General features: G+C 73.4%; 11 protein-coding genes. 3 read left to right on the forward strand and 8 right to left on the reverse strand.

Features of this window, described 5'->3' with window-relative positions:
• Nucleotides 1-30 precede the first annotated feature (30 nt).
• Nucleotides 31-1296 (reverse strand): extracellular solute-binding protein, encoded by a 1266-nt coding sequence (locus tag IE316_RS27625; protein WP_229910571.1) that lies wholly within the window; start codon nt 1294-1296, stop codon nt 31-33.
• A gap of 206 nt (nt 1297-1502) precedes the next feature.
• Here IE316_RS27625 and IE316_RS27630 point away from each other — a divergent pair, with 206 nt between their 5' ends.
• Complete coding sequence (locus tag IE316_RS27630; RefSeq protein WP_190207218.1) at nt 1503-1724, forward strand: dodecin; 222 nt, start codon at nt 1503-1505, stop codon at nt 1722-1724.
• 24 nt (nt 1725-1748) lie between these two features.
• Here the strand turns inward: IE316_RS27630 and IE316_RS27635 are convergent, their stop codons facing one another.
• Nucleotides 1749-2240, reverse strand: coding sequence for a phosphatase domain-containing protein (locus IE316_RS27635; protein WP_190207275.1), 492 nt, complete (start codon nt 2238-2240; stop codon nt 1749-1751).
• 75 nt (nt 2241-2315) lie between these two features.
• Between IE316_RS27635 and IE316_RS27640 the strand changes: the two genes are divergently transcribed.
• Both IE316_RS27640 and IE316_RS27645 read left to right on the forward strand, forming a co-directional pair.
• Nucleotides 2316-3323, forward strand: a complete 1008-nt coding sequence (locus IE316_RS27640) for an LLM class flavin-dependent oxidoreductase (protein ID WP_190207219.1) — start codon at nt 2316-2318, stop codon at nt 3321-3323.
• Between the two features lie 51 nt (nt 3324-3374).
• Nucleotides 3375-5720 (forward strand): ATP-binding cassette domain-containing protein, encoded by a 2346-nt coding sequence (locus tag IE316_RS27645; protein ID WP_190207220.1) that lies wholly within the window; start codon nt 3375-3377, stop codon nt 5718-5720.
• Between the two features lie 28 nt (nt 5721-5748).
• Here IE316_RS27645 and IE316_RS27650 read toward each other — a convergent pair whose 3' ends face one another.
• The 6 genes from IE316_RS27650 to IE316_RS27675 form a co-directional block, all read right to left on the reverse strand.
• On the reverse strand, nt 5749-6657 hold the full coding sequence (locus tag IE316_RS27650; RefSeq protein WP_190207221.1) for a DUF2382 domain-containing protein: 909 nt from the start codon (nt 6655-6657) through the stop codon (nt 5749-5751).
• 72 nt (nt 6658-6729) lie between these two features.
• Nucleotides 6730-7560 (reverse strand): lysophospholipid acyltransferase family protein, encoded by an 831-nt coding sequence (locus tag IE316_RS27655; protein WP_190207222.1) that lies wholly within the window; start codon nt 7558-7560, stop codon nt 6730-6732.
• Nucleotides 7557-8327, reverse strand: a complete 771-nt coding sequence (locus IE316_RS27660; protein WP_190207223.1) for a GNAT family N-acetyltransferase — start codon at nt 8325-8327, stop codon at nt 7557-7559. The genes IE316_RS27655 and IE316_RS27660 overlap by 4 nt, the downstream gene beginning before the upstream one ends.
• Before the next feature lie 336 nt (nt 8328-8663).
• A complete protein-coding gene (locus IE316_RS27665) occupies nt 8664-9413 on the reverse strand; it encodes a succinate dehydrogenase/fumarate reductase iron-sulfur subunit (protein WP_190207224.1) in 750 nt (249 codons plus the stop codon).
• Nucleotides 9410-11359, reverse strand: a complete 1950-nt coding sequence (locus IE316_RS27670; protein WP_190207225.1) for a fumarate reductase/succinate dehydrogenase flavoprotein subunit — start codon at nt 11357-11359, stop codon at nt 9410-9412. The genes IE316_RS27665 and IE316_RS27670 overlap by 4 nt, the downstream gene beginning before the upstream one ends.
• A gap of 2 nt (nt 11360-11361) precedes the next feature.
• Complete coding sequence (locus IE316_RS27675) at nt 11362-12033, reverse strand: succinate dehydrogenase (protein ID WP_190207226.1); 672 nt, start codon at nt 12031-12033, stop codon at nt 11362-11364.
• Between the last annotated feature and the right edge of the window lie 13 nt (nt 12034-12046).

Below are 12046 nucleotides of genomic sequence, written 5' to 3' on the forward strand. Positions count from 1 at the left end.
CCGGGCGCGGGCCCCGTCCGCCGGGCCGGGTCACTCGCCGTCGAGGTCCAGCAGGTCGGTGACGCGTTCGGAGGCCCGGCGGGCCTCGGTGGCCGCGTCGCCGCCCTTGAGGACGGCGGTCATGTACTCCTTGATCGGGTTGTCCGCCTCGACCGCGCCCCACCGGGGGGTGGTCGGGGTGGCCCGGCCCCGGGCGGCGCCGGCCGCCATCGCGGTGACGCCCTCCTCACCGGCCACGGCCGCGGCGAGGGACTTCTTGTTGGGGACGTAGTTCATGGCGCGGGCCAGTTCGGTGTTCCACTTCTCCCCCGCCAGCGCCTCGACCACCGCGACGGCCGCCTCCCGGGCGTCGGTGTTCTTGGCGACGACCAGGTCGGAGCCGCCGGTGAAGACGGCGCCGGGGGCGCCGGCGCTCTTGCCGGGCACCGGGAAGAAACCCAGCTTCCCCTCCAGCTCCGGGTTCTGCTCGACGATGGCGCGGGCCAGGCCCGGCACGGCGACGATCTGGGCGACCTGCCCGCCGGCGAACACCCCGGCCTGCGGCGGGTGTTCCTCGTCGGCGTCGACCGGCCCGTCGCCGAGCGCCTGGAGGCGGCGGTAGTAGTCCATGCCGCGCAGGGCCGCGGCGCTGTCCAGGGTGCCCTGCCAGACGGCGCCGCGCTGCCGGGCCAGTTCGCCGCCCTCCTCCCAGATGAACCCGGCGAGCGTGTACCAGTCCTGGCCGGCCAGGTAGATGCCCTGGGTGCCGCCGGTGTCGAGGCGTTCGGTGATGTCGAGCCACTCCTGCTGGGTGCGGGGCGGCGCGGTGATCCCGGCCCGCTCGAACAGGTCCTTGCGGTAGACGACCACGCGGTTGGCGGCGTACCAGGGCACGCCGTACTGCCGGGACATCCACTGGCCGGGTTCGGCGAGGCCGGGCAGCCAGTCGCGCAGGCCCCAGTCCCGCATCGACTCCAGGGTCAGGTCGAGCAGCCCGCCGTCCTCGGCGTACTGCGGGACCTGGGTGTTGCCGACCTCGATGACATCGGGTCCGCCGGTGCCGTCCGCCTTCAGCGCGGCCCGCACCTTCTCGCCGATGCCGGTCCACTGCTGGATGCGGACCTGGAGGTCGAGGCCGGGGTGGTCGCCCTCGAACTCCTCGGTGAAGCGGTCCACGAAGTCCTTCGAGGCGCTGTCCTTCATCAGCCACACCGTGACGGAGCGCTGCTCGGCGGCGTCCTCCCGGGCGACCAGGCCGCACCCGCTGAGCAGGGCGGCGGACACACAGACGAGGGCGAGGGGGCGACGACGTCTCACGGGGGGTCCTGTTTCTCTGTGCGGGGCACGGCGACGGGGAACCCGGCGTGGGGGGACGAGCGGAGCGCTCGTACGGGTGTCTGGATTTTGGTATGTACCAATGCGTTGGTCAAGCGATCGGGAGCCACCGGGCCGCCGTCTCGCGCCCGGTCACCTCTTGAGGCACCGTGGAGGCACGTCACGTCGTCACCGAGAGGAGCACCCGCATGTCGAACCACACCTACCGGGTCACGGAGATCGTCGGCACCTCGCCCGACGGCGTCGACCAGGCGGTCCGCAACGGCATCACCCGCGCCTCCGAGACCCTGCGCAACCTGGACTGGTTCGAGGTGACCCAGGTGCGCGGCGCGATCGCGGACGGGCGGATCTCGCACTGGCAGGTCGGCCTGAAGGTGGGCTTCCGCCTGGAGGGCGCGGACGGGGAGTGACCCCCTGGGCCGCCCGGCCCGGCGTCAGGTGCGGCCCTCGCGCTCCTGCGCGTCCCTCAGCTCCGCCGACCGGTCCGCCCACCGCGCCCGCAGGACGGTGAACCCGGCCCGTTCGGCGTCCGCGCAGACCAGTTCGTCGTCGTCCACCAGGACGCGGACCTCGCGGGTGCGGGCCAGCCCGCGCAGGATCTCCAGCTTGGTGTGCCGGGCGGGCCGGCGGTCCCGGTCGCGCCGCATGTGCAGTCGCCCCTCGGGGAGCCCGTGCGCGGCCAGCCAGTCGAGGGTGTCGCGGCGGCAGCGCTCCGGGCGGCCGGTCAGATAGACGATCTCGCACTCCTCGGCGCTGCGCCGGGCCAGCGCCACGCCCTCGGGCAGCGGCGGGTCGTGCGGCGCGGCGGCGAAAAAGGCGTCCCAGTCGCGCGGGCGGCGCTCCAGGAAGCGCTGCCGGTGCGCGGTGTCCGCGAGGGTGTTGTCCAGATCGAACACGGCCAGGGGACGCTCACTGCTCTCGCGCACGCTCACGCCGCCCAGCCTAGGCCGGGCGGCGGCCGGGGGCGGGAATGTCCCGGCCCGCCGGGCGTTGACACGGTCGTGAGCTCGTTGATCGCAGGTACCCGTTTCTCCGTCCTCGACCGTTCGCGCACCCGGGAGGGGCGTCCGCCCGGGGAGGCGCTGCGGGACACCGTGGAGCTGGCGCGGGAGGCGGAGCGGCTGGGGTTCCACCGGTTCTGGGTCTCGGAGCACCACGGCGTGCCCGGGGTGGCCGGGTCGGCGCCCACCGTGCTGGCCGCCGCCGTCGCGGGCGCCACCCGGACCATCCGGGTCGGCACCGGCGGGGTGATGCTGCCCAACCACCGGCCGCTGGTGGTCGCCGAGCAGTTCGGGGTGCTGGAGTCGCTCTTCCCGGGGCGGATCGACATGGGACTGGGTCGCTCGGTGGGCTTCACCGACGGGGTGCGCAAGGCGCTCGGCCGGGACAAGGACGACGCCGACCGCTTCGAGGAGCAGCTCGCGGAGCTGCTCGGCTGGTTCACCGGCACCTCCCCCACCGGAGTGCGTGCCCGGCCCGCCGAGGGGCTGCGGGTCCCGCCGTTCGTGCTGGCCATGGGCGAGGGCGCGGCCGTCGCCGCCCGCGCCGGACTGCCGATGGTCATCGGCGACCTGCGCGACCGGGACCGGATGCGCCGGGGCATCGACCGCTACCGCGACGGCTTCCGCCCCTCCCCCTGGGCCGCCGAGCCGTACGTCGTCATCTCCGGCACCGTCGCCGTGGCCGGCACCCCCGAGGCGGCCCGGCGGCTGCTGGTCCCGGAAGCCTGGTCCATGGCCCACTCCCGCACCCACGGCACCTTCCCGCCGCTGCCGCCCGCCGAACGGGTCGAGGCCCGCGCGATGACCGCCAAGGAGCGCGGCCTGTACGAGTCCGGCCTCACCGGCCACCTGGCCGGCACCGAGGAGCAGGTCGCCGACGCGCTGGAGACCCTGCTGAAGGAGACCGGCGCCCAGGAGGTCCTGGTCACCACCAGCACCTACGACCGGGAGGCACTGGTCGACTCCTACCGGCGGCTCGCCCGGATCGTCGCGGACGCCGGCGCGTAGGATCACGGGGTTTTGTCCCACCGTCCGCAGCAGTCCCGTACGGAGCCCGCCATGCACCACCCCCACGACCCGTACGTCCGTGTCCGCGGCGCCCGCGAGCACAACCTCAAGGGCGTGGACGTCGACATCCCCCGGGACGTGATCGCCGTGTTCACCGGGGTGTCGGGCTCGGGGAAGTCGTCGCTGGCGTTCGGGACGGTGTACGCGGAGGCGCAGCGCCGGTACTTCGAGTCGGTGGCGCCGTACGCCCGGCGGCTGATCCACCAGGTGGGGGCGCCGAAGGTCGGGGAGATCACCGGGCTGCCGCCCGCGGTCTCGCTGCAGCAGCGCCGCGCCGCCCCGACCTCCCGCTCCTCGGTGGGCACGGTGACGAACCTCTCCAACTCGCTGCGGATGCTGTTCTCCCGGGCCGGTGACTACCCGCCCGGCGCCGAGCGCCTGGACTCGGACGCGTTCTCGCCCAACACGGCGGCCGGGGCGTGCCCTCAGTGCCACGGGCTGGGCCGGGTGCACCGGACCACCGAGGAGCTGCTGGTCCCGGACCCGTCGCTGTCGATCCGGGAGGGCGCGATCGCCGCCTGGCCCGGCGCCTGGCAGGGCAAGAACCTGCGGGACGTGCTGGACGCCCTCGGCCACGACGTGGACCGGCCCTGGCGGGAGCTGCCCGCCGAGGAGCGGGAGTGGATCCTGTTCACCGACGAGCAGCCGGTGGTCACCGTGCACCCCGTGCGGGAGGCCGGACGCATCCAGCGGCCGTACCAGGGCACGTACCTGAGCGCCCGGCGGTACGTGCTGAAGACCTTCGCCGATTCCAAGAGCCCGGCGCTGCGGGCGAAGGCCGAGCGCTTCCTGACCAGCGAGCCCTGCCCGGCCTGCGGCGGCGGCAGGCTGCGCCCGGAGGCGCTGGCGGTGACGGTCGGCGGCCGGACCGTCGCCGAGCTGGCCGCGCTGCCGCTCACCGACCTCGCCGCGTGCCTGCCGAGGGAGGGCGGCACGGCCCGGGTGCTCACCGAGGACCTGCTCGCCCGGATCGCGCCCGTGGTCGAGCTGGGCCTGGGCTACCTCAGCCTGGACCGGGCCACCCCCACCCTGTCGGCCGGCGAACTGCAGCGGCTGCGGCTGGCGACCCAGCTCCGCTCGGGCCTGTTCGGTGTCGTCTACGTCCTGGACGAGCCGTCCGCGGGGCTGCACCCGGCGGACACCGAGGCCCTGCTGACCGTGCTGGAGCGGCTGAAGGCGGCCGGCAACTCGGTGTTCGTGGTGGAGCACCACCTCGGCGTGGTGCGCGCCGCCGACTGGGTCGTGGACGTCGGCCCGGGGGCGGGCGAGCACGGCGGGCGGGTGCTGCACAGCGGGCCGCCCGCGGAGCTGGCCGGGGTGGCGGGGTCGGCGACCGCCCGCTACCTGTCCGGGCGGTCCGCCGCACCGGCCGGGGCGGTACGGGAACCGCGCGGCACGCTGACGGTGGGCCCGGTCACCCGGCACAACCTGCGCGGGGTGACCGCCGAGTTCCCGCTCGGCGTCCTCACCGCGGTGACCGGGGTCTCCGGTTCCGGCAAGTCCACGCTGGTCGGCGAGATCACCGAGGAGCTGCCCGGCGTGCCCAGGCTGGTCTCCGTCGACCAGCGGCCGATCGGCCGCACCCCGCGCTCCAACCTGGCCACCTACACCGGTCTGTTCGACGTCGTGCGCAAGGTGTTCGCGGGCACCGAAGGGGCGCGGCAGCGCGGGTACGGGGCGGGCCGGTTCTCGTTCAACGTGGCCGGGGGGCGCTGCGAGACCTGCCAGGGCGAGGGGTTCGTCAGCGTGGAGCTGCTGTTCCTGCCCAGCACCTACGCGCCCTGCCCGGACTGCGCCGGGGCCCGCTACAACCCCGGGACCCTCCAGGTGACCTACCGGGGGCGGAACATCGCCGAGGTGCTGGACCTGACCGTGGAGGGCGCGGCGGAGTTCTTCGCGGACGTCCCGGCGGCGGTCCGCAGCCTGCGCGCGCTGCTCGACGTGGGCCTCGGCTATCTCAAGCTGGGGCAGCCCGCGACCGAGCTGTCCGGCGGGGAGGCCCAGCGCATCAAGCTGGCGAGCGAACTCCAGCGGGGCCGCCGGGGCCACACGCTCTACCTCCTGGACGAGCCGACGACCGGGCTGCACCCGGCCGACGTGGAGGTGCTGACCCGGCAGTTGCACGGGCTGGTCGACGCCGGGCACACGGTCGTCGTGGTCGAGCACGACATGGCGGTGGCGGCGGGCGCGGACTGGGTGATCGACCTGGGTCCGGGCGGGGGTGACGCGGGCGGGCGGATCGTGGCCGCGGGCCCGCCCGGTCAGGTGGCGCGGGCGGCGGGCAGCGCCACCGCGCCGTATCTCGCCGAGGCCCTCGGGCGGGCGCCGCGCCGCTGAGCGGCGGCGCGGCGGCCTCGCCCGCTGTTCACTTGTGAGGCCAGCGGCCGGTGCGGCCGGTGTCGTCCTCGACCCCCTCGGTCTCGATGCGTTCCTTGCGGACCTGACCGCGGACGGTCTCGTTCTCGACGTGCTCCTCGGTGGTCAGGCGCACCCGCTCCACCGGGACCGTCTCGGTCTCCACCACGGCACGTTCCTCGTGCAGGGTGACCTCGTGCTCGGCCTCGCTGATCTCCGGGCCGGCCAGCGCGTCCCCGCGGTTGGCCTCGGTGATCGGCTCGCGCTCGACGCGTACCTCCTCGTGCCGGACCGGGACGGTCTGCTCGACCTCCTCGGTGACGACGTACTTGCGCAGCCGGGCCCGGCCGCTCTCGTGCCGCTCGACGCCGACGCGCAGCCGCTCCTCGGAGACGGTCATGGCGTCGTCGCCGCGCATTCCCGCGCGGTCCGTGCCGCCCCGCTCGCCGGCGGCGCCCATGCCGGTCATGCCGGCCCTCCGGCCGCTGCCGGGCGCCCCGGCCATGCCCGCGGTACCCGCCGTGCCCGCCGCTGCGGTCGTGCCGGTGCCCGTGTCCGTGGAACGGTCGCCCGGCGTCTCGGCATCGGTCAGGACGTTGTCCCAGTTGATGCCGTAGTAGTCGTAGAGGCGGTGCTCCTCGGTCGCCGACAGGTGTCCGCCGGCGTCGACGTCGACACTGGGGGCGTCCTTGATCTGGTCCTTGCGGTACGGGACCTCGAGGTGGTCCTCGACCAGGGAGGCGTCCCGGATGGGCACGAAGCACTCCTTGGAACCGAACATGCCGGTCTTGACGCTGACCCACTCGGGACGTCCGGTCACGTCGTCGAAGAAGACATGACTGGCCTCACCGATCTTGTTGCCGTCACCGTCGTAGACGGGATGGTCCAAGAGGTTCCTGATCTGTTCACGGGTGATCATCTGGCCTCACCCTCCTTCCGGAGTGACACTCCTCCGGTTTTCCGCATCAAAACGGAGAAAACGGAACCTGCGCTACAAAGCGCACATATTTTTCGTATGCGCCGTCGTCTTCCGGCCGCCGGCCGGCGGCACCGCGTCCCCCGGTTCGGCGGCCCGGGCCAGCGCCCGCCGGTCGGGGAGGCCGCCCGGCGCGAGCACCGGCCGCACCTGCGCCTCGGCCACCAGACCGCGCGTCGAGGCCACCCGCCACACCGAGGCCAGCAGCGTGTCCTCACCGACGAACGCGGGTGCCGTGCTCACCGTCCGCCCGCCGGCCAGGTAGCGGATGCGCACCGGCTGCACCGGCACGCCCGCGTCCAGCGCGGCCTGGAACACCGCCCGCCGGAACGGCCCCCGGGCCCGCCCGCACCAGGTGCTGCCCTCGGGGAAGACGGCGACCGCGGCGCCCTCGCGCAGCGCCCCCGCGATCCGGGCGACGGCGCCGGGCAGGGCGCGCAGCCGGTCCCGTTCGAGGAAGAGCACCCCAGCCTTCGCGGCGACCGCCCCCGCGACCGGCCAGCGGCGGATCTCGGCCTTGGCGACCATCCGGGCCGGGCGGACGGCGGCGAGCAGCGGCACGTCCAGCCAGGAGACGTGGTTGGCGACGAGCAGCAGTCCCCCGGCGGGCGCGGCCCGCCCGGTGATCCGCACCCGGACCCCGGCGGCCCGGACGATCCACCGGCACCACGCGCGCACCAGCGCCGCCGGGAGGCGGTGGCCGGCCGGCACCAGCGCGATCCCGGCCAGCAGCAGGACGGCGACGGCGGTGAGCCGCAGCACGGCCCGCGGCACGGCCGCCCGGGTCCGGGCCGGCTCCACGCACGCCCGGGGGGTGCAGGGCGCGGTGGGCAGCCAGGCGCTCACCGCGCGGCGGGTACGAGGGAGAGGAAGTGCCGCAGGTAGCGCGGGTGGATCCGGCTCATCGGCAGCAGCACGTACAGGTCGGCGACGCCGAAGTCGGGGTCGTGCGCGGGCGCCCCGCAGACCCAGGCGCCGAGCCGGAGGTAGCCGCGCAGCAGGGCGGGCAGCTCGGTACCGGCGGCGGGCGTGGCGGGGCGGGGCACCCAGGGCAGCAGCGGCCGTACCCGGTACTCGGGCGGGGCGAGGTGCCGTTCCCGGACCCGGTCCCAGGTGGCGGCGGCGAGGGCCCCGCCGTCGGCGAGCGGGACCGAGCAGCACCCCGCGAGCCAGGCGTGGCCCCGGTCGGCCAGGTAGCGGGCGATGCCGGCCCAGATCAGGCCGATGACGGCGCCGTCGCGGTGGTCGGGGTGCACACAGGACCGGCCGACCTCGACCAGCTCCGGCCGGATCGGGTCCAGCGCGCTCAGGTCGAACTCGCCCTCCGAGTACAGCCTCCCGGCGACCGCGGCCCGCTCCGGCGGCAGCAGCCGGTAGGTGCCGACGACCTGCCCGGTGCCCTCCTCACGGACCAGGAGGTGGTCGCAGTACGCGTCGAAGGCGTCGGCGTCGAGCCCCGGCTGCGGTCCGGTCAGCAGGGCGCCCAGTTCCCCCGCGAAGACCTCGTACCGCAGGCGCTGCGCGGCGCGGACCTCGTCCTCGTCGCGGGCGAGGGAGACGGTGTAACGGGTGGCGGGCTGCGGGGGACGGTCGACGGTCAGTGCACCGGTCATGGCTGCTCTCCTGGTCGGTAGCCGGGTCCGCCCCAGTTCTCCCGAGCCCGGCTGTCCTGCACATGACCGCCGCCGGGAGTACGGATGTGCGTCCGCTGAACCCCCGGATCCCGGCATGCGAGACGGGGCCGGAAGGAGCACCACTCCCGACCCCGCCCGTCCGCACCTTTCCGGCGAACGTTCACTGAAGCGCCCCGAAAGGGGCGCGGGGAACTGCGCGACCAGCCACGACGCACCCGCACCCGGCGACGACGCACACCGCTTCCCGGCCTCACCCAAAGGGGCGCGGGGAACTGCGCGACAAGCCACGACGCACCCGCACCCCCGTGACAGGACTTACCGCTTCCCGGCCTTCCGGGTCGCCCGCAGCCACTCCTTGTTCATGTTCGTGATGGACATCAGCGGAATCCCCTTGGGACAAGCCGTCGCGCACTCACCCGCGAGCGTGCACCCCCCGAACCCTTCCGCGTCCATCTGCGCCACCATGTCCAGCACCCGCGTCTCCCGCTCGGGCGCCCCCTGCGGCAGCACGTTGAGGTGGTTCACCTTCGCGGAGGTGAACAGCATCGCCGCCCCGTTGGGGCACGCCGCGACGCACGCCCCGCACCCGATGCACTCCGCGTGCTCGAAGGCGAAGTCCGCGTCCGGCTTCGGCACCGGCGTCGCGTGGGCCTCCGGCGCCGCGCCGGTGGGCGCGGTGATGTACCCGCCGGCCTGGATGATCCGGTCGAACGCGGACCGGTCCACGACCAGGTCCTTCACCACCGGGAAGGCCGCCGCGCGCCACGGCTCGATGTCGATGGTGTCGCCGTCCCGGAAGGACCGCATGTGCAACTGGCAGGTCGTGGTCCGCTCCGGCCCGTGCGCGTCACCGTTGATGACGAGCGAGCACGCGCCGCAGATGCCCTCGCGGCAGTCGTGGTCGAAGGCGACCGGGTCCTCGCCCTTGAGGATCAGCTCCTCGTTGAGGGTGTCGAGCATCTCCAGGAACGACATGTCCGGTGAGATCCCGTCCACCTCGTACGTGGACATGGCGCCTTCGGCGTCGGCGTTCTTCTGGCGCCAGACGCGCAGGGTGAGCTTCATGCGTAGCTCCGCTGAGTGGGGTGGACGTACTCGAAGACCAGGTCTTCCTTGTGCAGCACGGGGGCGGTGCCCGTACCGGTGAACTCCCAGGCGGCGGCGTAGGAGAACGTGTCGTCCTTGCGGGCGGCCTCGCCGTCGGGGGTCTGGGACTCCTCGCGGAAGTGACCGCCGCAGGACTCCGAGCGGTGCAGCGCGTCGAGGCACATCAGCTCCGCCAGCTCCAGGTAGTCGACGATGCGGTTGGCCTTCTCCAGCGACTGGTTGAACTCCTCGCCGGTGCCCGGCACCTTGATCCGGCGCCAGAACTCCTCGCGGATCTGCGGGATCCGCTCCAGCGCCTTGCGCAGTCCGGTCTCGGTACGGGCCATGCCGCAGTACTCCCACATCAGCTCGCCCAGCTCGCGGTGGAAGGAGTCCGGGGTGCGGTCGCCGTCCACGGAGAGCAGCAGGTTGAGCCGGTCCTCGGTCTCGGCGAGCACCTCCTGCACCACCGGGTGGCCAGCGTCGACGGTGTCCGTGCGGGGGTTGCGGGCGAGGTAGTCGTTGATGGTGGCCGGCAGCACGAAGTAGCCGTCGGCCAGGCCCTGCATCAGCGCGGAGGCGCCGAGCCGGTTGGCGCCGTGGTCGGAGAAGTTGGCCTCGCCGATCGCGAACAGGCCGGGGACGGTGGTCTGGAGGTCGTAGTCGACCCACAGCCCGCCCATCGTGTAGTGCACGGCCGGGTAGATCCGCATCGGCACCTCGTACGGATCCTCGTCGGTGATCCGCTGGTACATGTCGAAGAGGTTGCCGTACTTCGCCTCGACGGCCTTGCGGCCCATCCGCCGGATGGCGTCCGCGAAGTCCAGGTAGACGCCCTGGCCGCCGGGGCCCACTCCCCGGCCCTCGTCGCAGACGTTCTTCGCGGCGCGGGAGGCGATGTCGCGGGGGACGAGGTTGCCGAAGGACGGGTAGATGCGCTCCAGGTAGTAGTCGCGCTCGTCCTCGGGGATCTGGTGCGGCGGGCGGGTGTCGCCCTTGGCCTTGGGCACCCAGATCCGGCCGTCGTTGCGCAGCGACTCGCTCATCAGGGTCAGCTTGGACTGGTGGTCGCCGGTGCGCGGGATGCAGGTGGGGTGGATCTGGGTGAAGCAGGGGTTGGCGAAGTAGGCGCCGCGCCGGTGCGCCCGCCAGACGGCGGTCGCGTTGGAGTTCATGGCGTTGGTCGACAGGTAGAAGATGTTGCCGTAGCCGCCGCTGGCCAGCACCACGGCGTCCGCGAAGTAGGTGTCGATCTTCCCGGTGATCAGGTCCCGGGCGACGATGCCCCGGGCCCGTCCGTCGATGACGATCAGGTCCAGCATCTCGGTGCGGGCGTGCAGCTCGACGTTGCCGGCCGCGATCTGCCGGCTGAGCGCCTGGTAGGCGCCGAGCAGGAGCTGCTGACCGGTCTGGCCGCGGGCGTAGAAGGTGCGGGAGACCTGGACGCCGCCGAAGGAGCGGGTGTCGAGCAGGCCGCCGTACTCGCGGGCGAAGGGCACGCCCTGCGCCACGCACTGGTCGATGATCTCCACGCTGATCTGCGCGAGCCGGTGGACGTTGGACTCCCGGGCGCGGAAGTCGCCGCCCTTGACGGTGTCGTAGAACAGGCGGTGGACGGAGTCGCCGTCGTTGCGGTAGTTCTTCGCCGCGTTGATGCCGCCTTGCGCGGCGATGGAGTGGGCGCGGCGCGGGGAGTCCTGGTAGCAGAACTGGATGACGTGGTAGCCCTGCTCGGCGAGGGTCGCGCCGGCCGAGCCGCCCGCCAGGCCGGTGCCCACCACGATCACGGTGTGCTTGCGCCGGTTGGCCGGGTTGACCAGCTTGGCCTCGAACCGGCGCTTGTCCCAGCGCTCGTGGACGGGACCCGCGGGGGCCTTGGTGTCGGCGACCGGCTCCCCGGTCGTGTAGTCGGCGTAGAAGGTCATGGTCAGCTCACCACTCCGGTCATGACGCCCACGGGTACGGCGATGAAGCCGGCCGTGAGCAGCAACGCGAGGACGTTCGCGACGGCCTTCAGGGCGCGGTCCCGGCTCCGGCTGCCGGCCCCCAGGGTCTGGGCGGCGCTCCAGAAGCCGTGCCGGATGTGCAGGCCGAGGGCGAGCATCGCGACGATGTAGACGGCGTTGCCGTACCAGGTGGAGAAGGTGTCCACGACGTTCTGGTAGGGCTTGCCCGACTCGAAGCCGCCGGAGTGCACGGTGCCGGTGGTCAGGTCGAGGAGGTGCCAGACGATGAACAGGCCGAGGATGACCCCGCCCCAGCGCATGGTGCGCGTCGCGTAGCTCGCCCGCGGCTTCTTGTGCACGTACCTGCTGGGCCGGGCCCTGAGGTCGCGGCGGCTGAGCTGGTAGGCGGCGGTGGCGTGCGCGACGACGGCGACGACGAGCACGACGCGGATCAGCCACAGCGTCCACTCGTAGTGCATGAACGGCTCACCGACCGTGCGCAGCCAGTGGGCGTAGTGGTTGAACTCCTCGGTGCCGAAGAAGATCTTCAGGTTCCCGATCATGTGGGCGATCAGGTACAGCAGCATCACGAGCCCGCTGACCGCCATCACGGTCTTCTTGCCGACGGTCGAGTCCCACACGGTGCGTGCCATGGACGGCCGTCGG

This window comes from Streptomyces fumanus (assembly GCF_014655295.1).
Lineage (GTDB): Bacteria > Actinomycetota > Actinomycetes > Streptomycetales > Streptomycetaceae > Streptomyces > Streptomyces fumanus.

Bases quoted from the DNA above. Each gene is read 5' to 3' on its own strand.
- IE316_RS27630 (WP_190207218.1), top strand. From the start codon at position 1,503: ATGTCGAACCACACCTACCGGGTCACGGAGATCGTCGGCACCTCGCCC.
- IE316_RS27645 (WP_190207220.1), top strand. From the start codon at position 3,375: ATGCACCACCCCCACGACCCGTACGTCCGTGTCCGCGGCGCCCGCGAG.
- IE316_RS27650 (WP_190207221.1), bottom strand. From the start codon at position 6,657: ATGATCACCCGTGAACAGATCAGGAACCTCTTGGACCATCCCGTCTAC.
- IE316_RS27660 (WP_190207223.1), bottom strand. From the start codon at position 8,327: ATGACCGGTGCACTGACCGTCGACCGTCCCCCGCAGCCCGCCACCCGT.
- IE316_RS27665 (WP_190207224.1), bottom strand. From the start codon at position 9,413: ATGAAGCTCACCCTGCGCGTCTGGCGCCAGAAGAACGCCGACGCCGAA.
- IE316_RS27670 (WP_190207225.1), bottom strand. From the start codon at position 11,359: ATGACCTTCTACGCCGACTACACGACCGGGGAGCCGGTCGCCGACACC.
- IE316_RS27675 (WP_190207226.1), bottom strand. From the start codon at position 12,033: ATGGCACGCACCGTGTGGGACTCGACCGTCGGCAAGAAGACCGTGATG.